The sequence below is a fragment of the Streptomyces sp. SP17BM10 genome (assembly GCF_036322405.1).
Taxonomy (GTDB): Bacteria; Actinomycetota; Actinomycetes; order Streptomycetales; family Streptomycetaceae; genus Kitasatospora.
This window is the reverse complement of sequence record NZ_JAQYXB010000577.1, coordinates 202,959-228,861: the sequence shown is the minus strand read 5'-3', so window position 1 is coordinate 228,861 and position 25,903 is coordinate 202,959. Positions and strand designations below refer to the sequence as shown.

19 protein-coding genes are annotated in these 25,903 nt (G+C 72.4%); 8 read left to right on the top strand and 11 right to left on the bottom strand.

Going from position 1 to position 25,903, the window contains the following annotated elements; genetic code table 11:
- Positions 1–46 precede the first annotated feature (46 nt).
- Positions 47–973: an ABC transporter substrate-binding protein gene (locus PUR71_RS17990; protein WP_329928023.1), complete on the bottom strand. Its 927-nt coding sequence runs from the start codon at positions 971–973 to the stop codon at positions 47–49.
- 586 nt (positions 974–1,559) lie between these two features.
- Between PUR71_RS17990 and PUR71_RS17985 the strand changes: the two genes are divergently transcribed.
- Both PUR71_RS17985 and PUR71_RS17980 read left to right on the top strand, forming a co-directional pair.
- On the top strand, positions 1,560–2,756 hold the full coding sequence (locus tag PUR71_RS17985) for an NAD(P)-dependent malic enzyme (RefSeq protein WP_329928022.1): 1,197 nt from the start codon (positions 1,560–1,562) through the stop codon (positions 2,754–2,756).
- 158 nt (positions 2,757–2,914) lie between these two features.
- Entirely contained in the window at positions 2,915–3,877 is a 963-nt protein-coding gene (locus PUR71_RS17980) for a zinc-binding dehydrogenase (protein ID WP_329928021.1), read from the top strand.
- Between the two features lie 127 nt (positions 3,878–4,004).
- On the opposite strand, the gene PUR71_RS17975 is transcribed toward PUR71_RS17980, so the two are convergent.
- The 7 genes from PUR71_RS17975 to PUR71_RS17945 all read right to left on the bottom strand — a co-directional run bounded on the left by PUR71_RS17975 (position 4,005) and on the right by PUR71_RS17945 (position 14,672).
- Positions 4,005–5,048 carry a PadR family transcriptional regulator gene (locus PUR71_RS17975; RefSeq protein ID WP_329928020.1) on the bottom strand — a complete coding sequence of 348 codons (1,044 nt, stop codon included), beginning with the start codon at positions 5,046–5,048 and terminating at the stop codon, positions 4,005–4,007.
- A 1-nt stretch (position 5,049) separates the two neighbouring features.
- Positions 5,050–5,973, bottom strand: a complete 924-nt coding sequence (locus tag PUR71_RS17970) for a DUF4097 family beta strand repeat-containing protein (RefSeq protein ID WP_329928019.1) — start codon at positions 5,971–5,973, stop codon at positions 5,050–5,052.
- Between the two features lie 191 nt (positions 5,974–6,164).
- A complete protein-coding gene (locus PUR71_RS17965) occupies positions 6,165–6,344 on the bottom strand; it encodes a DUF6104 family protein (protein ID WP_329928018.1) in 180 nt (59 codons plus the stop codon).
- 32 nt (positions 6,345–6,376) lie between these two features.
- Positions 6,377–8,380: a serine/threonine-protein kinase gene (locus PUR71_RS17960; RefSeq protein ID WP_329928017.1), complete on the bottom strand. Its 2,004-nt coding sequence runs from the start codon at positions 8,378–8,380 to the stop codon at positions 6,377–6,379.
- 254 nt (positions 8,381–8,634) lie between these two features.
- Positions 8,635–12,381: a multifunctional oxoglutarate decarboxylase/oxoglutarate dehydrogenase thiamine pyrophosphate-binding subunit/dihydrolipoyllysine-residue succinyltransferase subunit gene (locus PUR71_RS17955; protein WP_329928016.1), complete on the bottom strand. Its 3,747-nt coding sequence runs from the start codon at positions 12,379–12,381 to the stop codon at positions 8,635–8,637.
- Between the two features lie 346 nt (positions 12,382–12,727).
- Positions 12,728–13,858, bottom strand: coding sequence for a HAMP domain-containing sensor histidine kinase (locus tag PUR71_RS17950; protein ID WP_329928015.1), 1,131 nt, complete (start codon positions 13,856–13,858; stop codon positions 12,728–12,730).
- Positions 13,859–13,934: 76 nt separating this feature from the next.
- Positions 13,935–14,672, bottom strand: a complete 738-nt coding sequence (locus tag PUR71_RS17945) for a response regulator transcription factor (protein WP_326846781.1) — start codon at positions 14,670–14,672, stop codon at positions 13,935–13,937.
- Positions 14,673–15,242: 570 nt separating this feature from the next.
- Between PUR71_RS17945 and PUR71_RS17940 the strand changes: the two genes are divergently transcribed.
- The 4 genes from PUR71_RS17940 to PUR71_RS17925 all read left to right on the top strand — a co-directional run bounded on the left by PUR71_RS17940 (position 15,243) and on the right by PUR71_RS17925 (position 20,501).
- A complete protein-coding gene (locus PUR71_RS17940; protein ID WP_329928014.1) occupies positions 15,243–16,052 on the top strand; it encodes a rhomboid-like protein in 810 nt (269 codons plus the stop codon).
- 144 nt (positions 16,053–16,196) lie between these two features.
- Complete coding sequence (gene lon, locus PUR71_RS17935) at positions 16,197–18,593, top strand: endopeptidase La (protein ID WP_329928013.1); 2,397 nt, start codon at positions 16,197–16,199, stop codon at positions 18,591–18,593.
- A gap of 93 nt (positions 18,594–18,686) precedes the next feature.
- The gene (locus PUR71_RS17930) at positions 18,687–19,250 is read left to right on the top strand and encodes a GtrA family protein (RefSeq protein ID WP_329928012.1); all 564 of its coding nucleotides are present in this window, start codon (positions 18,687–18,689) and stop codon (positions 19,248–19,250) included.
- Between the two features lie 33 nt (positions 19,251–19,283).
- Complete coding sequence (locus tag PUR71_RS17925) at positions 19,284–20,501, top strand: ROK family transcriptional regulator (protein WP_329928011.1); 1,218 nt, start codon at positions 19,284–19,286, stop codon at positions 20,499–20,501.
- Between the two features lie 89 nt (positions 20,502–20,590).
- On the opposite strand, the gene PUR71_RS17920 is transcribed toward PUR71_RS17925, so the two are convergent.
- A complete protein-coding gene (locus tag PUR71_RS17920) occupies positions 20,591–21,628 on the bottom strand; it encodes a DUF3533 domain-containing protein (protein WP_329928010.1) in 1,038 nt (345 codons plus the stop codon).
- 164 nt (positions 21,629–21,792) lie between these two features.
- Here PUR71_RS17920 and PUR71_RS17915 point away from each other — a divergent pair, with 164 nt between their 5' ends.
- Complete coding sequence (locus PUR71_RS17915) at positions 21,793–22,281, top strand: MarR family winged helix-turn-helix transcriptional regulator (protein ID WP_329928009.1); 489 nt, start codon at positions 21,793–21,795, stop codon at positions 22,279–22,281.
- Between the two features lie 136 nt (positions 22,282–22,417).
- Entirely contained in the window at positions 22,418–23,971 is a 1,554-nt protein-coding gene (locus PUR71_RS17910; RefSeq protein WP_329928008.1) for an MDR family MFS transporter, read from the top strand.
- A gap of 123 nt (positions 23,972–24,094) precedes the next feature.
- On the opposite strand, the gene PUR71_RS17905 is transcribed toward PUR71_RS17910, so the two are convergent.
- Together PUR71_RS17905 and PUR71_RS17900 are read right to left on the bottom strand one after the other, a co-directional pair.
- A complete protein-coding gene (locus PUR71_RS17905; protein ID WP_329928007.1) occupies positions 24,095–24,343 on the bottom strand; it encodes a hypothetical protein in 249 nt (82 codons plus the stop codon).
- A gap of 26 nt (positions 24,344–24,369) precedes the next feature.
- Positions 24,370–25,563, bottom strand: coding sequence for an inorganic phosphate transporter (locus PUR71_RS17900; protein WP_329928006.1), 1,194 nt, complete (start codon positions 25,561–25,563; stop codon positions 24,370–24,372).
- Positions 25,564–25,903 lie beyond the last annotated feature (340 nt).

Sequence of the window (25,903 nt, the reverse complement as noted above, 5' to 3'; positions counted from 1 at the left end):
GCTGCGCCCGGAGGCCCGCCGCCCTCGCCTCCGCCGGATCCCCCTGTCAGATGCCCCCGTTGACCACCGCGTTCTGGGCCGCGCCCGCCTGGACGCCCCACTTGGCGAGGATCTTGTCGTACTCGCCGCTGCGGATCAGCTGGTCGACGGCCTTCGCCAGGGTGTCGCGCAGCTCCGTGTCGCCCTTGCGGAACGCGATCCCGTACGGGTTGGAGGTGGACTGCGCGCCCGTCACCTCGAAGCGGTTGCCGCCGTCGGCGGACTTCGCCGCGTACGCGGCCACCGGGAAGTCGTTGACGCCGGCCGCCGCTGCGCCGGAGGCCACCTCGGCCAGCGCCTTGGTGTCGCTGTCGAGCTTGTGGGGCGTCAGCTGGCGGCCCGTTCGTGCGCAGACGGCGACCTGACGGGTGATGATCTCGTCCTGTGTGGTGCCCTGCTGGAGCGCCACCGTGCGGCCGCACAGGTCGTCCAGGGTCTTGATGCCCTTGGGGTTGCCCTTGGGGACGACGATCGAGGTGCCGGCGATGAAGTAGTCCACGAAGTCGACGCCGGGGCCGGTCTGCTTGCCGGAGTCGTCCAGGCCCTCGCGCCGCTTCTGGATGTCGCTCAGCGCGGACATCGCGAAGTCGTACTGCTTGGACTGGAGGTTCGGTATCAGCTTGTCGAACGGGGTGTCGACCAGCTCGACCCGCACGTCGAGGATCTTGCCCAGCGCGGTGGCGATGTCGGGGTCCAGGCCGGCCGGCTTGCCGTCGGGGCCGCGGAACTCGACCGGCTCGTAGTTCACGTCCATCCCGACGCGCAGCGCGCCGGCGGAGCGCTGGGCCTTCGGGAGCTTGGCGCGGATCTCCTGGACCGGGTCCTTCGCGGCGGCCTGTCCGCCGTCGTTGCAGCCGGTCAGCAGCAGGGCTCCGGTGGCGGCCAGGGCGGCGCCGGTGACGGCGGAGCGTCGGGAACGGGTGCGGTGGTGCATGAGGGTGGTTGCTCCTGTGGGAGGTACGTGCGGTCGCCAGGGTGCCGTGGTGGTGTACGGCGGATGGCGGACAAGCGATCCTGTCATCCCGCCCTGCCGGGCCGGTGGGCGGGTGTGTCAGAATTCGGTACCGGGTGACCCCCGAACGCTCGAACCAGACCGCCGAGTCCCGACAGGCTCGGGGTGTTCAGGAACGGAAGTCCTCACGCGGCTCCGTATCCGGAACGCCTGCTCCCCTCCGTGTCTGCGTTCACTCCCGCGGGTGCACGCGTGTCATCGCCGTTGCCGCCGCCGGAGCCCGGCGCTTGCGAAGCCGGGCCCGCGACGCGACAGCGCGGCGATGAACTGCTCGTGACGAGGACGAAAAGGCACAGGTGCAACGCCTTCGTCCGACTTACGCTCGCCCGGTAGTACCCAACGCGGACAGACAAGACCCCATAAAACCCTCATCCGAGGGCGCCGCCCGACGGCAGCGCCCCGACCCCGCCCCGGGTCCGCTTCGGCGTACCCGGTTTCCGGTTTCCGGACGGGGTCACCCCGTCCGTCGGCCGCGCGTCCTCGCCGGAACAATGACGAAGAGGTCATCGTGGCAGCGGAGATCATCCACAGCAGCACCCAGGACACCGACGATCCGGTCGACGCCGTTTTCGCACTGCACCGCGGTGGCAAGATGGAGATCCGGGCGACCGTCCCGGTGCGCGACGCGGACGACCTGTCCCTCGCCTACACCCCGGGTGTCGCACGGGTGTGCACGGCCATCGCCGAGCAGCCGGAGCTGGTGAACGACTACACCTGGAAGTCCAACACGGTCGCCGTGGTCACCGACGGCACCGCGGTGCTCGGCCTCGGTGACATCGGCCCGCAGGCCTCGCTGCCCGTGATGGAGGGCAAGGCGATCCTGTTCAAGCAGTTCGGCGGCGTCGACGCGGTGCCGATCGCGCTCGCCTGCACCGACGTGGACGAGATCGTCGAGACCGTGGTCCGGCTGGCGCCCTCCTTCGGCGGCGTCAACCTGGAGGACATCTCCGCCCCCCGCTGCTTCGAGATCGAGCGCCGGCTGCAGGAGGCCGTGGACATCCCGGTCTTCCACGACGACCAGCACGGCACCGCGATCGTCACCACCGCCGCCCTGTGGAACGCCGCCAAGGTGACCGGCCGCGAGGTCGGCTCGCTGCGGGCCGTCATCTCCGGCGCCGGCGCGGCCGGCATCGCCATCGCCAAGATGCTGCTCGCGGCCGGCATCGGCGACGTGGCCGTCTGCGACCGCAAGGGCGTCGTGTACGACGGCCGCGGCGACCTGACGGACGTCAAGGCCGAGATCGCGGCGCTGACGAACCGCTCCGGTCTCACGGGCTCGCTGGCCGACGCGCTGTCGGGCGCGGACGTGTTCATCGGCGTCTCCGGCGGCACCGTGCCGGAGGAGGTCGTCGCGACGATGGCCGAGGGCGCGTTCGTCTTCGCGATGGCCAACCCCAACCCGGAGATCCACCCCGAGGTCGCGCACAAGTACGCGGCCGTCGTCGCCACCGGGCGCAGCGACTTCCCGAACCAGATCAACAACGTGCTGGCCTTCCCCGGCATCTTCGCGGGCGCCCTGCAGGTCCGGGCGAGCCGGATCACCGAGGGCATGAAGCTGGCCGCCGCCAAGGCGCTGGCGGGCGTCGTGGCCGACGAGCTGACCCCGCAGAAGGTCATCCCCTCGCCGTTCGACGACCGGGTCGCCCCGGCGGTCTCCAAGGCCGTCGCGGAGGCCGCGCGCGCCGAGGGCGTCGCGCGGGCCTGATCCCGGGCGGCCGCTGCGGCGGCCACCACGGCGACCGGTGCGGCAGGACCGCGGAAGGACTGCGGCAGGACAACCGAACACCAGACGGCCGGGGCCGGGACACGCGTCACACCCACGCGTGGTTCCCGGCCCCGGCCGTCGCCGCTATCGTCCCGAGCATGTTTGCTGCCTACGCCGCCCGCATCGACGCCGACGACCCGCTCTCCGGCCTGGAGTCGGGCGAACTCCCCGAGCCGCAGGCCCGCCCCGGGTGGAGCGTGGTCACCGTGAAGGCGGCCAGCCTCAACCACCACGACCTCTGGTCGCTGCGCGGCGTCGGCCTGCCCGCCGAGCGACTGCCGATGATCCTCGGCTGCGACGCGGCCGGCATCGACGAGCACGGCAACGAGGTCGTCCTCCACTCGGTGATCGGCCAGTCCGGCCACGGGGTGGGGCCGGACGAGCCCCGCTCCATCCTCACCGAGCGCTACCAGGGCACCTTCGCCCAGCGGGTGGCCGTCCCGACCTGGAACCTGCTGCCCAAGCCCGCCGAGCTCAGCTTCGAGGAGGCCGCCTGCCTGCCCACGGCCTGGCTGACGGCCTACCGGATGCTGTTCACCAACGCCGGCGTGAAGCCCGGCGACACCGTCCTCGTGCAGGGTGCGGGCGGCGGGGTGGCGACCGCGCTGATCGTCCTCGGCAAGGCGGCCGGCCTGCGGGTCTGGGTCACCGGACGGGACGAGGCCAAGCGCGCCCGGGCCGTCGGGCTCGGCGCCGACGCGGCGTTCGAGAGCGGCGCCCGGCTCCCGGAGCGGGTGGACGCGGTGATGGAGACGGTCGGCGCCGCCACCTGGTCGCACTCGGTGAAGTCGCTGCGCCCCGGCGGCACCATCGTCATCTCCGGGGCCACCTCCGGCCCCAGCCCGAAGGCCGCCGAGCTCAACCGGATCTTCTTCCTGGAGCTCAAGGTGGTCGGCTCGACCATGGGCACCAAGGAGGAGCTGGCCGGGCTGCTCTCGCTCTGCGCTACCGCCGGCGTCCGGCCGGTGATCGACTCGGTGCTGCCGCTGGCCGAGGCCCGCGAGGGCTTCGCCCGGCTCGCCAAGGGTGACGTCTTCGGCAAGATCGTCCTCAATCCGTAGGACCGCGGGACCCGTAGGCGCCGTCGGACCGCCCCCGGGCGTGCGGACGGGCCCGGCGCTCTCCCCCCGAGAAGCGCCGGGCCCGTCCGGTCCGTCGTGCCTGGCGTGCCTGTTCTGCCGCCTTGCCTCAGCCGAGCAGGCGCTTGAGCCGCTCGCCGGCCGCGCCGAGCACCGAGCGCGCCTCGGTGAGCCGCTCGGGCGTCACCCCGCCGTCCCGGGCCGCGTCGCGGACCTGGTCGCGGAAGCGGTCGAGCAGCCGCTCCAGCTCCCGGGCCGGATCGCCGGCCGGGTCGGTCGCCGCCCACGGCGGCAGGTCCGCCGGGGCGCCGGTCGGCTCGTCCGCGTCCTCGTCCAGGTCGATCCTGGTCACCGTGACGCGGTCGGCCGGGTCGGCGGGTGCCTCGGCGCCCGGGTGGCCCCAGCGGGCCGCGTCGGCCAGCCCGGCCAGACCCCTGGTCAGTTCCGAGAGGCCCTCGGCCAGCCCGGTCGGCCAGTCGCCCTTCGCGGCGTGCTCGCGCACCTGCTGCTCGACCCGGCGCTTGATCCGCAGCGCCTCCTGCTGGGCCGCTGTGCGGGCGGCCTTGGACTGCTCGCGCAGCCGGCGGGCCTCCTCCTCGGCGGCCTTCGCCTTGGCCTTGGCGGCCTTCTCCTGGTCCTTGGCCCGCTTGGCCTGCTCCTTGGCCTGGCGCTTGAACTGGGCGAACTCGTCCTTGGCGCGCTGCCAGGACTCCTTGTCCCCCCAGGGGCCGGCCCACGGGTCCCCGTTTTCGGCGCGGTCCGGCTTGGGGGCCGCCTTCGCGGCGTTCCACAGCTCCTCGCGCAGGTCCTTGGCGCTGTCCCGGACGTCCTCGCGGATCGCCCCGGCCAGTTGCGTCACGGAGTCGTGGATCTCCACCTCAAGCTCGTCCAATTCCGCCTGGCGGCCCGACAGTTCGGTGCGCCCGGCGTCGGTGAGCCGGTACACCTTGCGGCCGCCCTCGGTGCTGTGGGCGACCAGGCCCTCCTGCTCCAGCTTGGCGAGCCGGGGGTAGACCGTCCCGGCGGACGGCGCGTAGAGGCCCTGGAAACGCTCCTCCAGGAGACGGATCACCTCGTAGCCGTGCCGCGGGGACTCGTCCAGCAGCTTCAGCAGGTAGAGCCGCAGCCGGCCGTGGCCGAAGACGGGGCTCATCTCACGCCTCCTTGGTGAGGTCGGGGCCGGCGGGCTTGTCGAGGCTCGGGCCGGCCGGCAGTTCGCGGACCACCACGGACTCCTCGTCCTCCGCGTCGGGGCGGCGCAGCACCGTGACGGCGCCGGAGACGGTCGTCACCGCGAGGCTGCCCTGGCCGTCGCCGAGTTGCCCGGACAGGCGCTTGGCACCCCAGCTGCCGCCCAGCTTGAGCTGGTCGAAGGTGCTGGAGACGTCGCCGCTGGTGGAGCCGGCGTCGACCCGGGCGTCGGCGAGCGAGGGGAGCCGGACGGCGACCTGGCCGCTGACCGTGGTGACCTTGATGTCGGCCGGGGTGACCACGTCGAGGTCCAGGGTGACCGCGCCGGTGACCGAGTTGGCCTGGATCCGGTCGGCGGTGCCGGCGACCACGGTGAGCCGGCCGGAGACGGTGTTCACCCTGAGCCGGCCGCCCACCGACTGGGCGTCCACGTCGCCGGAGACGGTGTTGGCGTCGGTGCGGCCGCTGAGCCCGACGAGCGTGGCGTCGCCGTTGGCGCTCTGCACCGACACGTGGCCGGCGAAGCCGGAGACGGTGGCGCCGGCCGAGACGGTGCCGACCTTGACCTCGGTGGCCGCCGGGACGGTCAGGGTGACGCCGGCGACGCGCTTGTTCTTGAGCGAGCCGAAGAAGCTCTTGATCGAGGTGGCGGACTTGAGCCAGTCGCCGACCTCGCCCCAGCTGCTGATGTCCTTGTAGGTGACCGTGAGGACGCCGTCGACCAGCGTCACGTGCAGCGGTTCGCCGCGCAGCTCGGTGACCTCCAGGCGGGCCGGGCCGTCGGCCGCCACCACGTTCACGGTGCCGTCGATGACCCGCACGTTGACCGTGTGCACGGCCTCGTCGATGGTGATGCTGTCGGGTCCGTCGACCGTCCACTGGCTCATCTCTGCCGCCTCCCGTTGCGACTCGCGATGTATCGCGTTCTCTGATGAAGACGATATATCGCGTGGCGGGAAAAGCAAGCGGTTCCGCCCCTGATCCCGGCCCGGACCCGGCCCTGAGGCCGACCCCTACGGGACAACGCGAGAGGCCCGGAGGGCAGCGCCTCCGGGCCTCTCGCTGGCGGTTCACCGCGTCACTCGTCGTCCTCGTCGTCGAGCCGCGCCAGCCAGGTGGCCAGCCGCTCGACCGGGATCTCGAAGTCGGGGTTGAGGTCGACGAACTCGCGCAGGCGCTCGGCCAGCCACCCGAAGGTGACCTCCTCGTCGCCGCGCCGGTTCTCCAGCTCCTCGATGCCTCGGTCGGTGAAGTACACGGTTCGCTCCGGTCGGATGGGGGTTGACCTGGTCAGGATAGACCCGCCTGGCCGTTGGCCCGCCAGGTGCTGATGGTCACCTTGGCGGCGCCGGTGCCCGCGTCGGCGACCTCCACGGCGGCGACGGCGATGTTCTGGGTCACCCGGTCGCGGATGCACAGCAGCCGGCCCGGGGTGACGCGGTTGAAGCTGAGGTCGGTGTCCGGGCGGGAGTCGATGGCGCTCGCGCACTGCTCCGGGGTGACGCTGGCCTCGCTGATCACCGCGAAGTCGGAGGCGTTGTCGCCGTAGGGGGCGAAGGAGTCCGCCCGGCCGCCGCAGCACTGGGCCTTGCCGACGCCGAAGCCCCACTTGAGGTCGTTGCCGCGGGGCACGACCTTGCCGGCGGTCAGGTCGATCTTGTACGCGTCGCTGGAGTACTCGGCGGAGGGGATCGAGAGCGAGACCTTGTCGAGCGCCGGGGTGTAGCCGGTGGGCCGGGCGGGCGCCGAGACGGTGGCGCCGGGCGTGCCGGGCTTGCCCGTCGGCGCCGTCACCGGGGTGTTGCCGGAGGACGGACCGGCGCCGGTGGGCGGGGCGGTGACGGCGCCGGACGTCGACGTCGGCAGCGGCGCGGACGACGGGGACACCGACTGGGCGGCGGCCGGGGGGTTGCCGCTCGACTTCCCGTCGTTCAGCTTCTTCATCAGGAAGACGCCGCCTGCGGTGCCGCCGATCGCCATCACCAGGGCGACGACGAGCAGGGCCTTCCAGGACACCCCGCCCTTCTTCGCCTTCGGCTCGGGCTTGGCGGTCCCGGGCACCTCGGGGACCACCGGGCCGGGCGGCGGGGTGTCGTAGGCCGGCGGCTCGCTGCGCAGCTGCATGGTGGGCGGCGAGGTGAGCACCGGCGCGGTCGGCGCCTCGGTGGGCGGCTGCGGGGCACCGTACGCGCCGACGGGCGGCGGCGCGAAGCCGGGCGGCGGGCCCGCGGGCGGCTGGTGCGTCACGGCCGTGGCCGGGTGGGTCGGCGCGGTGACCGGCGGCGGGGGAGTGGCGGGCACGGCCGGCATCGGGGCCGGCGGGGTGGAGGGGACGGCCGGCACCGGCGTGGGCGGCGTCTTGGGCAGGTCCGAGCGGCGGGTGATCTCGGTGTTGACCTGGCGCGGCAGCCAGTCCTCGCCGAACCGCAGCTGGCCGCCGACCTCCGGGTGGTTGCGGGCGACCTGGATGATCTCGGCGGGCGTCGGCCGGTCCTCGGGGAGCTTCGCCAGGCAGCGCAGGACCAGCTCGCGCAGGTCGGCCGGGACGGCGGTCAGGTCGGGCTCCTCGTGCACCACCCGGTAGAGGACGGCGGTGTCCGGGCCGTCGCCGAACGGCGCCGCGCCGCCGGCCACGTACGCGGCCAGCGCGCCGAGCGCGAACACGTCGGTGGCCGGGGTGACCGGGCGGCCCTGGGCCTGCTCGGGGGACATGAAGGCGGGGGAGCCGATCCGGTACCCGGTGCCGGTCAGCGCGGTGGCGTCGGCGGCCCGGGCGATGCCGAAGTCGATCACCCGCGGGCCGTCCCCGGCGACCAGCACGTTGGCGGGCTTGAGGTCGCGGTGCACCACCTCGACGCTGTGGATGGCCTGCAGCGCCTCGGCGATGCCGCCCATCAGCAGCAGGACGGTGCGCACCGGCAGCGCGCCGTTCTCGCGCACGACCTGCTGGAGGGACGGACCGGGCACGTACGCGGTGACCAGCCAGGGGGCGTCCGAGTCCAGGCCGCCGGAGTCGATCACCTGCGCGGTGTAGAGCCCGTGGATCCGCTGGGCGTTGCTGACCTCCTGGGCGAAGCGGCGGCGGAACTCGCCGTCCTCGGCGAACTCGGGGCGGACCACCTTGAGGGCGACCGGGCGCCCGCCCGGCGTGTAGGAGAGGTAGACCCGGCCCATGCCGCCGGCGCCCAGCCGGGCGAAGAGCCGGTAGCCGCCGACCTCCCGGGGGTCGTCGGGCAGCAGTGGCTGGAAGACCGGCGGGAGCTTGCTGGCGTCCCTCGGCGTGTCGGCGGTCATCTGGTCATCCCCCTGGGAGAGCGGTGAGGTCGTCCGACCGGCCCGGGAGGCGGTGACGGGGCTCCCGGGGCAGCGATCTGGCGAGGGATAACCTATCGATCCGTCAGGTGACCCGGCACGCCGGTACCCGATTGGTTGCAGAGCTGCGACCTTGACATGGCATCGTGGGGAAACGGTTCTGCGACAAACGAAGCGGCCCCCGTCCTCCCGCGAGGGGAGGACGGGGGCCGGTTACGTCAGCCTGGCTCAGAGCCTCAGATCGAGTAGACCTCTTCGATCAGGGCCTGCTGCTCGGCGCCGTGGCGCTTGGCCGAACCGACCGCCGGCGACGACGCCGCCGGGCGGGCGACGCGGCGCAGGCGCGAACCGTTGGCGCTGCGGCCGATGACGACCTGCAGGTGGTCGACCAGGTTCATCGCGATGAACGGCCAGGAGCCCTGGTTGGCCGGCTCCTCCTGCGCCCAGATGAACTGGACGTTCTCGCCGTAGCGGGCCAGCTCCTCCTGGAGCTCGGCCACCGGCAGCGGGTAGAGCCGCTCGACCCGGACGATCGCCGTGTCGGTGACGCCGCGCTCGGTGCGCGCCGCCTCCAGGTCGTAGTAGAACTTGCCGGCGGTGATGACCACCTTGCGGACCTGCGCCGGGTCGACGGTGGTGTCGCCGATGACCGGGCGGAACGAGCCGGACAGGAACTCCTCGGTCGCACTCGCCGCGGCCTTCAGGCGCAGCATCGACTTCGGGGTGAAGACGACGAGCGGCTTGTGGTGCGGGTTGTGCGCCTGCCAGCGCAGCAGGTGGAAGTAGTTCGACGGCAGCGTCGGCATGGCGACCGTCATGTTGTTCTGCGCGCACAGCTGCAGGAAGCGCTCCGGGCGGGCGGACGAGTGGTCCGGGCCCTGGCCCTCGTAGCCGTGCGGCAGGAGCAGGGTGACGCCCGAGTGCTGGCCCCACTTCTGCTCGGCGGAGGCGATGTACTCGTCCACCATGGTCTGGGCGCCGTTGACGAAGTCGCCGAACTGCGCCTCCCACATGACCAGCGCGTTCGGGCGGGTCAGCGAGTAGCCGTACTCGAAGCCCATGGCCGCGTACTCCGACAGCAGGCTGTCGTAGACGGTGTACCGGGCCTGGTCCTCGGTGAGGTACTGCAGCGGGGTGTAGTCCTCGCCGGTCTTGCGGTCGATCAGGACGGCGTGCCGCTGGCCGAAGGTGCCGCGGCGGCTGTCCTGGCCGGCCAGGCGGACCGGGTGGCCCTCCATGAGCAGCGAGCCGATGGCGAGGGTCTCGCCCATCGCCCAGTCGATGGTGTTGTCCTCGACCGAGGCGGCGCGGCGCTGCAGCTGCGGGAACAGGCGCGGGTGGACGGTCAGCCACTCCGGCAGGTTGACCTGCGAGGCGGCGATCCGCTTGACCATCTCCTGCGAGATGCCGGTCTGGATGCTGACCGGGAAGTCGGCGACCGGCTTGCCGGTGGCGCCGGCGGCCGGCGTCTGGGAGGCGTCGCGGACCTCGGCGAAGACCTTCTCCAGCTGGCCCTGGAAGTCCTGGAGCGCCTGCTCCGCCTCTTCCATGGTGATGTCGCCGCGACCGATCAGGCCCTCGGTGTACAGCTTGCGCACCGAGCGCTTCTTGTCGATCAGGTCGTACATCAGCGGCTGGGTGAACGACGGGTTGTCGGCCTCGTTGTGACCGCGGCGGCGGTAGCAGATGAGGTCGATCACCACGTCCTTGTGGAACTCCTGGCGGAACTCGAAGGCGAGCCGCGCGACGCGGACCACGGCCTCCGGGTCGTCGCCGTTCACGTGGAAGATCGGGGCCTCGATCATGCGGGCCACGTCGGTGCAGTACATCGAGGAGCGCGAGGACGCCGGGGCGGCGGTGAAGCCGACCTGGTTGTTCACCACGAGGTGGATCGTGCCGCCGGTGCGGTAGCCGCGCAGCTGCGACATGTTCAGCGTCTCCGCGACGACGCCCTGGCCGGCGAAGGCCGCGTCGCCGTGGATCTGGATCGGCAGCACCGGGAAGGTCGTGCCGCCCTGGTCCAGGACGTCCTGCTTGGCGCGGACGATGCCCTCGACGACCGGGTCCACGGCCTCCAGGTGGGAGGGGTTCGCGGCGAGCGAGACCTTGATGGTCTCGCCGTCCAGGCCGGTGAAGGTGCCCTCGGCGCCCAGGTGGTACTTGACGTCACCGGAGCCGTGCATCGACTTCGGGTCGAGGTTGCCCTCGAACTCGCCGAAGATCTTGCCGTACGGCTTGCCGACGATGTTGGCCAGCACGTTCAGGCGGCCGCGGTGGGCCATGCCGATGACGGCCTCGTCGAGGCGGTGCTCGGCGGCGGCGTCGATGGTGGCGTCCAGCAGCGGGATGAGCGACTCGCCGCCCTCCAGCGAGAAGCGCTTCTGCCCGACGTACTTGGTCTGCAGGAAGGTCTCGAAGGCCTCGGCGGAGTTCAGGCGGCGCAGGATGCGCAGCTGCTCCTCGCGCTCCGGCTTCGTGTACGGCTTCTCCAGGCGGTCCTGCAGCCACTTGCGCTGCTTCGGGTCCTGGATGTGCATGTACTCGATGCCGACGGTGCGGCAGTAGGTGTTGCGCAGCAGGCCGAGGATGTCGCGGAGCTTCATCATCTTCTGGCCGCCGAAGCCGCCGACCGCGAACTCGCGCTCCAGGTCCCACAGGGTGAGGCCGTGCTGGACGACGTCCAGGTCGGGGTGCTTGCGCTGCTTGTACTCCAGCGGGTCGGTGTCGGCCATCAGGTGGCCGCGCACGCGGTACGCGTGGATGAGCTCCATGACGCGGGCGGTCTTGTTGACCTCGTCGTCGTGGGTGGTGGCGACGTCGGTGGCCCAGCGGACCGGCTCGTACGGGATCCGCAGAGACTCGAAGATCTCGTCGTAGAAGCCGTTCTCGCCGAGCAGCAGGCGGTGGATCTCGCGCAGGAACTCGCCGGACGCCGCGCCCTGGATGACGCGGTGGTCGTAGGTCGAGGTCAGCGTCATGATCTTGGAGACGCCCAGGCGCGACAGGGTCTCCGGGGCGGAGCCCTGGAACTCGGCCGGGTACTCCATGGCGCCGACGCCGACGATGGTGCCCTGGTTCTGCATCAGGCGCGGCACGGAGTGCACGGTGCCGATGCCGCCGGGGTTGGTCAGCGAGACCGTGACGCCGGTGAAGTCGTCCATGGTCAGCTTGTTGGCGCGGGCCCGGCGGACGATGTCCTCGTAGGCCTGCCAGAAGCCGAAGAAGTCGAGCGTCTCGGCCTTCTTGATGGCCGCGACGACGAGCTGGCGGTCGCCGTTGGGCTTGACCAGGTCGATGGCCAGGCCCAGGTTGATGTGCTCGGGCTTGACCAGGAAGGCCTTGCCGCCCTCCACCTTGTAGCTGTGGTTCATCCCCGGGTGGGCCTTGATGGCCTGGACCAGGGCGTAGCCGATCAGGTGGGTGAAGGAGACCTTGCCGCCGCGGGCGCGCTGCAGGTGGTTGTTGATGACGATGCGGTTGTCGATCAACAGCTTCGCCGGAACGGCGCGGACCGAGGTCGCGGTCGGCACCTCCAGCGAGGCGTCCATGTTGGTGGCGACGGCCTTCGCCGGGCCGCGCAGCTGGACCAGCTCCGGGCCGGCGGCCTCGGGAGCGGCGGGGGCGGCCGGGGCGGCGGCCTTGGGGGCCGGCGGCGCGGCGGGCGCGGCGGCGAGCGGCGCGGGAGCCGCCGCCACCGGGGCCGGGGCGGCCGGCACGGCGGGGGCGGGCGCGGCGGCCGGAGCAGCAGCGGGCGCGGGGGCAGCGGCAGGGGTCGGCGTGGGGCCGGCCTGGGTCGCGGCCTGGGTCACTGGGGTCACCTCGGAACCGGGCTTGTAGTCGGCGAAAAAGTCCCACCAGGCTCGGTCGACCGAGTTCGGGTCCTGGAGGTACTGCTGGTAGATCTCATCGACGAGCCACTCATTGGGACCGAAGCCAGTGGAGCTAGCCGAGCTGTTGGGGGTTTCTTGGGACTGTGGCGACACGGCGGCAACCGCCCTCTTCCGCTTCCTTTTGGGATGTTTGGACAGCGGGGATTAAGGCTACGCCCCTGACCAGTGATCGCGCAGTCCCCGGGGGGCAGGCGTCGCTCAGATCACAGTCCTGACCTGCAGATTGGCCGAAAATGTGCGTTAGAAACGCGCATCTGAGGGGAACCGACCAGGCTTGACTGCCCCGCAAATCAGGATGAAAACGGACATACCACCGGTCGAATCTTCGAACGATCTTCGTGTACGTCTGTGTCGGATCTGTGACACAAACCCCACTCCGTGCCCTTCGCTCCCCCTTGGGGGATCGCACGAGACGCTCGTGCGGGCCCGCCGGAAGGGGTCAGCGCTGGCCGGGCAGCCGGACCTCGATCCGGCAGCCGCGCGGCGACTCCGCGACCGCGATCCGCCCGCCGTGCAGGTCCACCGCCCAGCGGGCGATGGCCAGGCCGAGGCCGGTGCCGCCGTCGGAGCCCGGCCCCTGGGCGGTGGCCGTGCCGCTGCGGCTGAACCGCTCGAACACCCGGTTGCGGTCGGCCGGCGGGATGCCGGGCCCCTCGTCCTCGACCTCCAGCAGCAGGCCGCCGGGCTCGCCGTCGGGCCGGGCGCGGACCGTCACGGTGCCGCCGGGCGGGGAGTGCTTGCAGGCGTTGTCGACCAGGTTGGCGACCACCTGGTGGAGGCGTTCGGGGTCCGCGACGCCGGTCAGGCCGGCCGGGCTGACCTCCAACGCGAGCCGGACGTCCCCGCGCCGGGAGAAGGCCCCGCCCGCCGTCGCGCCGTCCACCGTGACGCCGCGCAGCACGCCGTCGAGGAACTCACGCACCTCGAAGGGGCGGGCGTCGAGGTCGACCACGCCGTCGTCGATCTTGGAGAGGTCGAGCAGGTGGGTGACGAGGCGGCCGAGCCGCTCGGTCTGCTCCAGGGCCGCTTCGAGGGTCGCCGGATTGGGCTGCACCACGCCGTCGACCACGTTCTCCAGCACGGCGCGCAGCGCGGCGATGGGCGTGCGCAGCTCGTGCGAGACGTTGGCGACCAGCTCCCGCCGGTGGCGGTCGGCGGCCTCCAGGTCGGCGGCCATCTGGTTGAAGGTGGCGGCCAGCTCGCCGATCTCGTCGCGCGAGCTCACCTCGACCCGGCGGCTGTAGTCACCGGAGGCCATCGCGCGGGCGGCCGCGGTCATCTCGCGCAGCGGGGCGGTGAGTCCGTGCGCGAGGAACTGCATGAAGAGCAGCGACGCGATCATCGAGAAGATCATGATGATGCGGATCTGCGTCTCGGACTTCATCGCCACGACGACCATGCCGCTGGCGAGGAAGACGGAGACGATCACGAGCAGCGTGAGCTTGCCCTTGATCGACCGGACGGGGTCGAGCGGACGGATGTCGGCCCAGACCCGGCGGGCGGCGCGCGCGGCGAGGGTCTGCGACCGGGTGCCGTCGGCGTCGCCGTTGCGTTGCTGTGGAAAGGTCATTGGTCCCTGTCGTCCCCCGCGTGGGTACGGCGGTTCGGGACACGGGCCCCCCGGAGGCCCGATGCCCGAGGCGCCGCTAGGAGAGCGGGGCCTCCAGCGCGTAGCCGACACCGTGGACGGTGCGGATCCAGCTGGCGCCGATCTTCCGGCGCAGCGCCTTGACGTGGCTGTCGACGGTGCGGGTGCCGGACGCGTCGGTCCAGTCCCACACCTCGGCCAGCAGCTGCTCGCGGGTGAGCACGGCGCGCGGCTGGGCGGCCAGGCAGGCGAGCAGGTCGAACTCGGTGGGCGTCAGGTGGACGTCGCCCGAGGCGAGCCGCACCCGGCGCTGCACGTGGTCGATCTCCAGCTCGCCGAAGCGCAGCGAGCCGAGCGCGGGCGTGCGGGCGGCCTGCTGGGCGCGCTCGACGCGGCGCAGCAGCACGTTGACCCGGGCGGCCAGTTCGCGCATGGAGAAGGGCTTGGTCATGTAGTCGTCGGCACCGACGCCGAGGCCGACCAGCAGGTCCGTCTCGTCGTCGCGCGCGGTCAGCATCAGTACCGGCACCGGTCGCTGGGCCTGGATCCGGCGGCACACTTCGAGGCCGTCGAAGCCGGGCAGCATGATGTCGAGGACGACCAGGTCCGGCTGCCAGGTGTGGAAGCCGTCGACCGCGCCGGGGCCGTCGTGGGCCACGGCGACCTTGAAGCCCTCCGCGCCCAGCCGGGCCGCGATCGACTCGGCGATCGTGGGCTCGTCCTCCACCACCAGCACTCTGCGCTGGCTGCTCACCGTGCCGCCGCTGTTGCTGTTGTCCTGCTGAATCTCTGTCACGGTCACGCCACCGCCCCCAGGGCTGCGGGCCGGCCACCTGTGGGGATGGCGGGGCTCCGCTTCGTAGTCTTGTTCCGTCGTGGACTGTGTGCCGGGTCCGCCGTCCCGTCGCGTGCGCGGATCGGAGGGCGGAGGTCGGCCACCCGCTTCTCCCGCGCACTTCGCAGCGTACGGACAGCGGGTGCCTCCCGGCAGGTGGACCGGACGTTTCCGGCCCGTTGGGCCGGTTCCGGCCCGCTCTCGGACCCACTCACGAGTGGGCACGGGCCGATACCTTACCCGGCGTTTTTTCACTGCGTAACGGTACGTATGCAGTCGAATTGAGGCCAAGTCGCCGGTCAGGGCCGCTACTGACGGGTCAAATGGAAGTAGGTATGGACCAATACCGGATTCCGACCGGCCGGCCGGTCCACCGGTCTTCACGGGCTTTTCTCAGCTGGCTCTCAGAACCTCGACGTAACGTGATCACGACAACGCCCCGCGGGAGGGATTGCGGGCGCACGCCGGTACGTTGGTTCCCCCGGGCGGGAACCGGGGGACCGGTGGCTGCGGGCGTGGAGCGGAGGCGGCATGGCTGGACTGCGGCGCGGTGGCGGACCGGTGGGGCCGCGCCCGGGACCGTGCCCGCCGTGGGCCGCGCCGCCGTACGGGATGCTCCGGCTCGGGCTGCGCACCGGGGTGGCGCAGTGGCTGCTGGACCGGGTGCCGACGCCCCGGCGCAACCCTTTCGCCCTCGGATATCTCGCCGTGGTGGGCGCCACCACGACCTTTGCCGAACTCGCGGATCCTGATCTCGTCCTGCGCCTGCAGGAGGCCTCCAGTTCGGACGGCCACAATCTTTTGCACCACCCATTGCGGGCGCTGCTGCTGAGCGGTTTCTGGGTGGCCGGCGAGGTGTGGATGCCCTACCTCTGGGGATTCGCCTTCACCGTCGCGCCGCTGGAGCGCCGGGTCGGGTCCCGGCGGGCGGCGGCGGTATTCGCGATCGGGCACGTGACGGCCACGCTGCTGTCCCAGGCGGTGGTGATCACTGCCGTGGAGACCGGGCGGCTGGAGTCCGCGGCGATGGACTACCTGGACATCGGGGTCAGCTACGGCGTGCTGGTCAGCCTCGGCGCGCTCGCCGGGCTGCTCCCCTGGCGCGGGCGGCTCTTGGCGCTGGGCGGCGCGGCGGCGCTGATCGCCGAGCAGGTCCTCACCGAGAACGACCTGGTCACCGCGGTGGGACACCCGGTGGCGGTGCTGACCGGCGTGGCGCTGTGGCGCTGGCTGCGCCGCGGCCCCCGGCGCGGGCCGCGGCCGCTGCGCGCGGAGGCGCCGGAGGCCGGTGCCGGGCCGGCCGCGGCGGCCGGCGGAGCCCCGGTCTTGGACGTCCGTTAACTCGTTCGGGGGTTTTTGACGACCTTCCCGCCGCCCTATCTGGGCCGCTTTTCCGTTCGCTCACAGCGAACAACGGCCGGGGAACATCCGGCGCCCGTGAAGCCTTAGTCAGGTCGACTCAAGTTCACTGACCGGGGAGAGATCATGGCATCGACGTCCACACCGCTCACCCTGCCCGTGCTGCCGCTCGACGACGAGGTCGTCCTGCCGGGCATGGTCGTCCCGCTGGACCTGAAGGACACCGAGGTGCGCGCCGCCGTGGAGGCCGCCCGCGCGGCGGCCGGCGGCGCCGGCAAGCCGCAGGTCCTGCTGGTCCCGCGGGTGGACGGCTCGTACGCGGCGGTCGGCACGCTGGCCGCCGTCGAGCAGGTCGGCCGGCTGGCCGACGGCGACCCGGCGGCGCTGGTGCGCGCCGTGCGGCGGGTCCGGATCGGGGCCGGCACCACCGGTCCCGGCGCCGCCCTGTGGGTCGAGACCACGCCGTTCCGGGAGTCCTCGGTCGGCATGCCGGTGGCCGGCCGGGCCGCCGAGCTGGTCAAGGAGTACAAGGCGCTGTCCACCCAGTGGCTGCGCCGGCGCGGCGCCTGGCAGATCGTCGACCGGGTGGCCCAGATCGAGGGCGTCGGCGAGCTCGCCGACAACATCGGCTACGCACCCTTCGCCACCGCCGAGCAGAAGCTCAAGGTGCTGCTGGAGGCCGACCAGGTCGCCCGCCTGGAGTACGCGCTGACGCTGCTGCGCGACCACCTCGCCGAGGAGGAGGTCAACGACACCATCCGCAAGGACGTCGAGGAGGGCGTGGCCAGGCAGCAGAAGGAGTTCCTGCTCCGCCGCCAGCTGGAGGCCGTCCGCAAGGAGCTGGCCGAGCTCAACGGCGACCCGGCCGACGAGGAGGGCGACTACCGCGCCCGCGTCGAGGCGGCCGACCTGCCCGCGGGCGTCCGCGAGGCCGCGCTCAAGGAGGTCGACAAGCTGGAGCGCGCCTCCGACCAGTCCCCCGAGGGCTCGTGGATCCGCACCTGGCTGGACACCGTCCTGGAGCTGCCGTGGAACGAGCGCACCGAGGACGCGTACGACATCGCCGGCGCCCGCGCGGTGCTGGACGCCGACCACGCCGGCCTCGGCGACGTGAAGGACCGCATCGTCGAGTACCTCGCCGTGCGCAAGCGCCGCTCCGAGCAGGGGCTCGGGCTGGTCGGCGGGCGCCGAGGGGGCGCCGTGCTGGCCCTGGTCGGGCCGCCCGGGGTCGGCAAGACCTCGCTCGGCGAGTCGGTGGCCCGCGCGATGGGCCGCACGTTCGTCCGGGTCGCGCTCGGCGGCGTCCGCGACGAGGCCGAGATCCGCGGCCACCGGCGCACCTACGTCGGCGCGCTGCCCGGCCGCCTGGTCCGGGCGATCAAGGAGGCCGGCTCGATGAACCCGGTCGTCCTGCTCGACGAGATCGACAAGGTCGGCTCCGACTACCGGGGCGACCCGGCCGCCGCCCTGCTGGAGGTGCTGGACCCGGCGCAGAACCACACGTTCCGCGACCACTACCTCGAGGTCGAGCTCGACCTCTCCGACGTCGTCTTCCTCGCCACCGCCAACGTGCTGGAAGCGATCCCCGAGCCGTTGCTCGACCGGATGGAGCTCGTCCGGCTCGACGGCTACACCGAGGACGAGAAGGTCGTCATCGCCCGCGACCACCTGCTCCCGCGCCAGCTGGAGCGGGCCGGGCTCGGCGGCGAGCAGGTGAGCGTCGAGGAGTCGGCGCTGCGCAGGCTCGCCGGGGAGTACACCCGCGAGGCCGGCGTGCGGAACCTGGAGCGCTCGATCGCCCGGGTCCTGCGCAAGATCGCCGCGCAGACCGAGCTCGGCCAGCGCGAGCTGCCCGCCGTGATCGGCGCGGAGGACCTGCGCGCCCTGATCGGCCGCCCGCACCACGTGCCGGAGGCCGCCCAGGAGCCGGCCGAGCGGCGCACCGCCGTCCCCGGCGTGGCCACCGGCCTCGCGGTGACGGGCGCCGGCGGCGACGTCCTCTACATCGAGGCCTCGCTCGCCGACGCCGAGACGGGCGGCACCGGGGTGACCCTGACCGGGCAGCTGGGCGACGTCATGAAGGAGTCCGCGCACATCGCGCTCTCCTTCCTGCGCTCGCGCGGTGCCGAGCTGGAGCTGCCCGTCACCTCGCTGCGCGACCGCGGCGTGCACCTGCACGTCCCGGCCGGGGCCGTCCCCAAGGACGGGCCGAGCGCCGGCATCACCATGACCACCGCGCTCGCCTCGCTGCTCTCCGGCCGCAAGGTGCGCCCGGACGTGGCGATGACGGGCGAGGTGTCGCTGACCGGGCGGGTGCTGCCGATCGGCGGGGTGAAGCAGAAGCTGCTCGCCGCCGACCGGGCCGGGGTCACCACGGTGATCATCCCCAAGCGCAACGAGGCCGACCTGGACGACGTCCCGGCCGAGGTGCTGGAGCGGCTGACCGTGCACCCCGTGGCGGACGTCCGTGAGGTGCTCAAGCTGGCCCTGGAGCCGGCCGAGGTCCTCGTCGCCGCAGCCTGACGCGGGTTCACGGCCGGGGTCGGAGCAGCAGCGCTGCTCCGACCCCGGCCGTTTTGACGAGGGGACGGCGCAGCCGCGTGCGAGACTGCGAAGATGCCGTCCCCCACTCAGCGCGCCCTGGCCCGGGTGCCGGCGCGGCTGCGCCCGTTCCTGCTGCGCCACCGCAGGCTGGTGAAGTTCCTGCTGGTCGGCGGCAGCTGCTTCGCGCTCACCACGGTGATCAACTTCGAGCTGAAGTTCACCGTCCTGGAGCACAAGCCGGTGGTCGCCCTGACCATCGCGACCGTCATCGCCACCGCCGTCTCCTACGTGCTGAACCGCCGCTGGGCCTTCCGGGCCCAGGGGCAGCGGCGCGAGGCGGTGCTGTTCTTCCTGGTCAGCGCGGTGGCGATCGCCGTCAACGACGTGCCGCTGGCGCTCTCGCGGTACGTCCTGGACCTGCGCGAGCCGTACGTCGGCGCCTTCACCCAGGAGGTCGCGGACTTCCTCAGCGGCATGGTCGTCGGCACCTTCGTGGCGATGCTCTTCCGCTTCTGGGCGATGCAGCGCTGGGTGTTCACCCGCCTCGCCGAGCCCGTCGTCACCGGGACGCAGCCGCCCCTCGAACCCGGTTACGCTGCACACGAGACGTCCCGGGAGGTGCCCGGGGCGCCGTGAGGCCGGGTGACCGCCAGGGAGCGGGGTGGGCGCATGCGTGAACCGGACGGCGTCCGGAGCGGACCCGCCAGCCAGCAGGGCATGCGTCGGGCCAACCTGGCGCTGGTGCTCGGCGTGATCGCGCGGGCCCCGCGCTCCCGCGCCGAGGTCGCCGCGGAGACCGGCCTCACCCGGGCGGCGGTCTCCTCGCTCGCCGAGGAGCTGATCGCCGGCGGCCTGGTCGTCGAGGAGGGCCCGGCCGCGCCGAGCGGCAAGGTCGGCCGCCCCGGCACCGCGCTCGGCCTCAACCCGCACGGGCCCGGCGGCCTCGGCGCCGAGATCGGCGTCGAGCACCTCGGCGCCTGCGTCGTCGACCTGCGCGGCGGGGTCGTCTCCTGGCGCCGCCAGGAGATCCGCAACCGGGGCCGCACGCCCGCCGCCGTCATGGCCGACCTCGCCGAACTGCTGCGCCGGGCCGTCGCCGACGCGGGCCTGCGCCCGGCCGCGCTCTCGCTCGCCGTGCCCGGCCTGGTCGGCAGCGCCGGCGGGGTGCTCCAGCGGGCCGCCAATCTCGGCTGGCGGGAGGTGCCGCTCGCCGCCGAACTGCGCCTGGCCCTGCGCGCGGCCGGTTCGGAGGACCTGGCGGAGCTCGCGATCGACGCGGACAACGAGGCCAACCTCGGCGGGCTCGCCGAACTCTGGCTGGGCGGCGGCCCGGACCACTTCCTGCACGTCTCCGCCGAGGCTGGCGTCGGCGCGGCGATCGTGATCGGGGGCCGGCTGCTGCGCGGCGCGCACGGTTACGCGGGCGAGCTCGGCCACGTGCCGGTCCGCCCGGACGGGCCGCGCTGCGCGTGCGGCGCGCACGGCTGCCTGGAGCAGTACGCGGGGGAGGCGGCGGTGCTGCGCGCGGCCGGGCTGGAGGGCGTCCGCGGCGACTGGGTGGCCCTGCTCGCCGAGCGCGCCGAGGCCGGGGACGAGGAGGTGCGCGAGGCGCTGGCGGGGGCCGGGGCGGCGCTGGGCATCGCGGCGTCCGGCGCGGTCAACCTGCTGGACCCGGCCGAGGTGGTGCTCGGCGGCGGCTACGCCCAGCTGGCGCCCTGGCTGCTGCCCTCGATGCGGGCCGAGATGGGCGCCCGGGTGACCGTCCGCCCCTGGTCGGAGGACCGGCTGACGGTCTCCCGGCTCGGGCGGCGCGGGCCGCTGCTGGGCGCCGCCGTCGGGGTGGTGCGCGCCGTCGTGGCGGACCCGGGCCGGCTCGCGGGCGGCTGAGACGGCCGTGCCCCCGGCCACTGGGGCCGGGGGAACGTTTCTGCGGTGGTGCCGGTGGTGCGGTGGTGCGGCAGGCGCGGTGCGGGGGCTCAGGCCTCCTGGACCAGTTCCCGGTCGCCCGAGCGCGGGCCGCGCACGACGGCCAGCAGGGCGGCCGCCACGCCGAGGACCGCCCACACGACGAGCACCAGGAGCGGCATCGCCATGTTCGTCGTGCCGAAGTAGGCGATCGACTTGGTCGCGGCCGTACCGGCGCCGTTCGGGATCCACGAGCCGATCGCGCGCCAGAACGGCGGCATCATCGGTGCCGGGTAGACCCCGCCCGCGCTCGGGTTGCCGAGCACGACGAAGATCAGCACCGCGATGCCGATGCCGACGATGCCGAACAGGCACTGCAGCGCCATGGTGAACGCGCCCACCGTGAACACCACCAGGGCGCCCACCGCCGACAGGCTCAGGATCGAGCCGGGCAGCGCGTCCAGGATCGGACCGGCGATCAGGGTGCCGAGGACGCCGGCCGCGATCGAGTACAGCGCCAGCGCGCCGAGCCGGATCAGCAGGCGGTGGACGTTGGCCGGCTTGGAGCCCGCGCTGATGCCGAGGATCGAGGCGACCAGGTAGCCGCCGACGCACCAGCCGATGACCAGGTAGAAGGCGGAGAGGCCGTTGGTGTCGCCCTTGGCCAGCGGGACGACGTCCTCGACCTTGACGGTGCGGCCCTGGGACTTCTCCAGCGCGGTCGTGATGCTCTCGGCCGCCTTGGCGGCCGAGGTGCCGCGGGCGCCGCCGGTCAGCAGGGTGTCCTCGGTGCCGGCCGGGTCGAAGATCAGCGCGGCGTAGACCTTCTGGTCCTTGATCTGCTGGGTCGCGGTCTCGGCGTCCGGCGCCGTGACCGGCTTCACGGCGTCGTTCGGCACCGACTCCAGCGCGCCGACCAGCTTGGGCGCGACCTGCGGCGGGGCGACCACCGCGATCGACAGGTTGTGCGGGGCCGGCTTGTGCAGCGCCCCGACGTACGACGTGATGAAGCCGAGTTGGAGCAGCAGCACGGCGATCACCATCAGCGCTGCGCGCGGGGTGATCGCTCCCTTCAGTTCGGCGACGAAACCCTGCCCCGGGGTGGCCATCCACATCTCCTTGGTATCGGGGGAAACCTGCGGTTTCGGGGGGAAACCCACGTTTCGAGCGAAAACGGATGCTACGAGAACCGATACTTCATACCATGAAGTAGTTGGCTTGTCGCACCTCGCGCGCCGCGTTCCGGCCACGGCCGCTGCGGGATACTGGCGCGGTGAGTGCGGAGAGCGGCGAGCGGGTGCCGGGCGGGCGAACACTGGACGAGGACGCGCTGCTGGCGGTCGATCGCGAGGTCGCGCTGATGTTCCGGCGCGGCCGGGCGCGGGTCGCCGAGCTGTCCCGCCGGGTGCACCCCGAGCTGGAGGGCATGGCCTACAGCATGCTCGGCTACATCGAGCAGGCCGGGCCGGTGCGGGTGACCGACGTCGGCGTGCACTTCGCCGTCGGCAAGGCCACCGTGAGCCGGCAGATCCGGGCCCTGGAGGAGCTGGGCCTGGTCGCCCGGGTGGCGGACCCGCTGGACCGGCGGGCCTCGTTCGTCTCGCTGACCGAGGACGGCCGGCGGCGCTACCTCGCGGCCAGGGGCGTCCGGATGCGGCGGGTGCGCGAGGTCATGGGTGGCTGGTCCCAGGGGGACGTGGCCCGCTTCGCCGAACTGCTGCACCGCTTCAACGACGTGTTCGGCGAGCCCGCGGGGGAGTGACCGCAGGCGGGCGGCCGCGAGGGCGCCGGAGGGTCGTCGCGGGGCCGGAGCCGGGCTTTACTGCGCCTTGAAGAAAGTTGCCTAAGTCAACCATCGGTCGTATGGTTGCTTAAGGCAACGAATTTTAAGGACCCGGATGACCGTGACCACCGAGGCCGCGACCGGCGCAGCCGCCGCCGTCGACGACCGACCCATGACCCACCGACAGGTGATGGAGGCGCTGTCCGGCCTGCTGCTCGGCCTCTTCGTGGCCGTGCTCTCGTCGACCGTCGTCTCCAACGCCCTTCCGCACATCCTCACCGACCTCCACGGCGGCCAGTCCGCCTACACCTGGGTGATCACCGCCGCGCTGCTCACCCTCACCGCCTCCACCCCGATCTGGGGCAAGCTCTCCGACCTCGCCAGCAAGAAGGTGCTGCTGCAGATCGCCCTGCTGATCTACATCGCCACCTCCGCCCTGGCCGGCCTCTCCCAGAACACCGGCGAACTCATCGCCTGCCGCGCCCTCCAGGGCATCGGCGCCGGCGGTGTCGTCGCGCTCGGCCAGATCTGCCTGGCCGCGATGGTGTCGCCGCGCGAGCGCGGCCGCTACAGCGGCTACTTCGGAGCGGTGTTCGCCCTCGCCACCATCGGCGGTCCGCTGATCGGCGGCGTCATCGTCGACACCTCGTGGCTCGGCTGGCGCTGGTGCTTCTACGTCGGCATCCCGTTCGCGATCGCCGCGATCCTGGTGGTGCAGCGCACCCTGAAGCTGCCGGTGGTCAAGCGCAAGGTGAAGATCGACTACCTGGGCGCGCTCACCATCACCGGTGCCGTCAGCCTGCTGATGGTCTGGATCACGCTGGCCGGCGACCGGTACGCGTGGCTGTCCTGGCAGACCGCGGCCATGGTCGGCGGCGGCCTGCTGCTGGCCGCCCTCGCCGTCGTGGTCGAGCGCCGCGCCGCCGAGCCGATCATCCCGCCGGACCTGTTCAAGCACCGCACCGTCGTGCTGGCCGCGCTCGCGAGCGTCCTGGTCGGCGTCGGGATGTACGGCGCGACCACCTTCCTCAGCCAGTACTTCCAGCTGGCCCGCGCCAAGTCCCCGACCATGGCCGGCCTGATGACCCTGCCGATGATCCTCGGCCTGGCGCTCGCCTCCACCGTCGCCGGCCGGCTGATCACCAAGTACGGCCGCTGGAAGGCCTACCTGGTCGCCGGCACGGCCATGCTCGCGGTGGGCTTCGGTCTGCTCGGGACCATGCGGACCGACACCAGCTACCTGCTGCTCTCCGTCTACATGGCGATCACCGGCATCGGGCTCGGCCTCACCATGCAGAACCTGGTGCTCGCGGTGCAGAACACGGTGCCGCGCAACGAACTCGGCGCGGCCAGTTCGGTGGTCACGTTCTTCCGCACCATGGGCGGCGCGATGGGCGTCTCCGCGCTCGGCGCGCTGATGACCAACAAGGTCGGCCACTACCTCGCCGAGAACCTCGCCGCCGCGCACATCCCGGCCGGGCACGCGGCCTCCGGCGGCGGCATCCCGGACCTGCACAAGCTGCCGGCACCGGTCCTGCCGCTGGTGACGGACGCCTTCGGGCACGGCGTCGGCACGGTGTTCCTGTGGGCCGCGCCGTTCGCGCTGGCCTCGTTCGTCACGGTGCTGTTCATCCGGGAGACGGCACTGCGGACCACGCAGCAGAACTGACGTCGCTGGCAGGCGGGTACGGGAACGGGCCGGGAAGTGGGGATCCACTTTCCGGCCCGTTCGCGTTGGTGCTGTGGTGCTGTGGCGCTGCGGTGCTGCGGTGCTGTGGTGCTGGGGCGCGGACTACGGTGCGGCGATCAGCACCAGGCCGTAGATGACGGCCGCGGCGCAGACGGCGAAGCAGGCGTACGCGCCGGCCAGCGCCAGCCGGCCGCCGCCGCCGGCCTGGGCGGTGCCGTCCTCGCGGGCGGTCAGCGCGGCCTCGCGGCGGGACAGCGCCAGGATGCCGAGCGCGAAGACGGTGACCACGGCGACGGTGACGCCGAAGCTGACGCCGGCGGTCTGGGCCAGGGCGTTCCACTTGATGTGCATGGTGTGTGCTCCTCGGTCGTCGGCGCTCAGGCCGCGACCGTGGTCGAGGCGGTGGTGGGGGCGGCGTTCGCCGGGGTGGCCGGGGTGACGTCGACGGCGGTGACGCCCTCGACGGAGCCGACCTCGTTGACGTTGTCCGCGCCGACCGGCTGGCGGCGGGAGATCAGCCACATGCTGCCCGCGCCGGCGACCAGCGCGGCGCCGACCAGCACCACGCCCCAGGTGCCCTGGCGGACCACGAAGGCCGCGCCGCCGGCGACCAGACCGGCGGCCGGCAGGGTCAGGCCCCAGGTGTAGACCATGCGGCGGACCATGCTCCAGCGCAGCTCCGGCTTCGGGCCGCCGAGACCGGCGCCCATGATGCCGCCGGTGCAGACCTGGGTGGTGGAGAGGCCGAAGCCCATGTGCGACGAGGTGAGGATGACGGTCGCGACGGACGACTCGGAGGCGAAGCCCTGCCGCGGCTGGATGTCCGCCAGGCCCTTGCCCATCGAGCGGATGATCCGCCAGCCGCCCATGTAGGTGCCGAGCGCGATCGCGGCGCCCGCCGAGACGATCACCCAGGTGGGGGGCAGCGCGCCCTTCGGCAGGGCGCCGACGGAGACCAGGGTCAGGGTGATGATGCCCATCGTCTTCTGGGCGTCGTTGGTGCCGTGCGCGAGCGAGATCAGCGAGGACGAGAAGATCTGGCCGGTCCGGAAGCCCTTGTCCGTCGTGGCCTCCTTGCCGCGGCGGGTGATCAGGTACGCCAGCTTGGTGGCGCCGAAGGAGGCCAGGCCCGCGACGAACGGGGAGGCGACCGCCGGGATCAGGATCTTGGTGACCACGGTGTCGAAGTTGACGCCGTTCATGCCGACGCCCACGATCGTGGCGCCGATCAGGCCGCCGTACAGGGCGTGCGAGGAACTGGACGGCAGGCCGCGCAGCCAGGTCAGCAGGTTCCACAGGATCGCGCCGACCAGGGCGGCGAAGATGATCTCGGGGTGGATGCCGGTCTTCTCGTTGACGATGCCGCCGGAGATGGTGGTGGCGACCTTCACGGACAGGAACGCGCCCGCGAAGTTGAGGAGGGCCGCGATGGTGACCGCGACCTTCGGCCGGAGGGCTCCCGTCGCGATCGCGGTGGCGGACGCGTTCGCGGTGTCGTGGAACCCGTTGGTGAAGTCGAAGGCGAGCGCCGTGATGATCACAACGGCCACCAGGAACGAGATGTGTTCCATACCCAAACAATCGTCGTAGTTGTCGCACGGACGTTGGTGTCGATCGTGACCGTAGGCAGGTTCGGTGAACGGAAGGTGAACTGAGCCGGGAATCGTGGTTCCGATGGTGTCCTGGCAGTGGCCGGAAACTTTCGGAAGGGTGACGTCGGTCGCGCTGAGCTGGACCTTAGCGAAGAACGCCCCGGTTCGCGCCGTTTTGCTGAGACCCGTCTCACAGCCGGACGGCGCCGTGAACGGAGAATTCACCTCCTGGTCCTGGCGCGCCCTGTTTCCGACGGGTAACCCGTGGGAGGATCGCCGGGATCCGGGGAACCCGGGGGACGGGCAGGGCGGGGAGGAA

Bases quoted from the DNA above. Each gene is read 5' to 3' on its own strand.
- PUR71_RS17990 (WP_329928023.1), bottom strand. From the start codon at position 973: ATGCACCACCGCACCCGTTCCCGACGCTCCGCCGTCACCGGCGCCGCC.
- PUR71_RS17980 (WP_329928021.1), top strand. From the start codon at position 2,915: ATGTTTGCTGCCTACGCCGCCCGCATCGACGCCGACGACCCGCTCTCC.
- PUR71_RS17975 (WP_329928020.1), bottom strand. From the start codon at position 5,048: ATGAGCCCCGTCTTCGGCCACGGCCGGCTGCGGCTCTACCTGCTGAAG.
- PUR71_RS17970 (WP_329928019.1), bottom strand. From the start codon at position 5,973: ATGAGCCAGTGGACGGTCGACGGACCCGACAGCATCACCATCGACGAG.
- PUR71_RS17960 (WP_329928017.1), bottom strand. From the start codon at position 8,380: ATGACCGCCGACACGCCGAGGGACGCCAGCAAGCTCCCGCCGGTCTTC.
- PUR71_RS17950 (WP_329928015.1), bottom strand. From the start codon at position 13,858: ATGACCTTTCCACAGCAACGCAACGGCGACGCCGACGGCACCCGGTCG.
- PUR71_RS17940 (WP_329928014.1), top strand. From the start codon at position 15,243: ATGGCTGGACTGCGGCGCGGTGGCGGACCGGTGGGGCCGCGCCCGGGA.
- lon (WP_329928013.1), top strand. From the start codon at position 16,197: ATGGCATCGACGTCCACACCGCTCACCCTGCCCGTGCTGCCGCTCGAC.
- PUR71_RS17930 (WP_329928012.1), top strand. From the start codon at position 18,687: ATGCCGTCCCCCACTCAGCGCGCCCTGGCCCGGGTGCCGGCGCGGCTG.
- PUR71_RS17925 (WP_329928011.1), top strand. From the start codon at position 19,284: ATGCGTGAACCGGACGGCGTCCGGAGCGGACCCGCCAGCCAGCAGGGC.
- PUR71_RS17920 (WP_329928010.1), bottom strand. From the start codon at position 21,628: ATGGCCACCCCGGGGCAGGGTTTCGTCGCCGAACTGAAGGGAGCGATC.
- PUR71_RS17910 (WP_329928008.1), top strand. From the start codon at position 22,418: ATGACCGTGACCACCGAGGCCGCGACCGGCGCAGCCGCCGCCGTCGAC.
- PUR71_RS17905 (WP_329928007.1), bottom strand. From the start codon at position 24,343: ATGCACATCAAGTGGAACGCCCTGGCCCAGACCGCCGGCGTCAGCTTC.
- PUR71_RS17900 (WP_329928006.1), bottom strand. From the start codon at position 25,563: ATGGAACACATCTCGTTCCTGGTGGCCGTTGTGATCATCACGGCGCTC.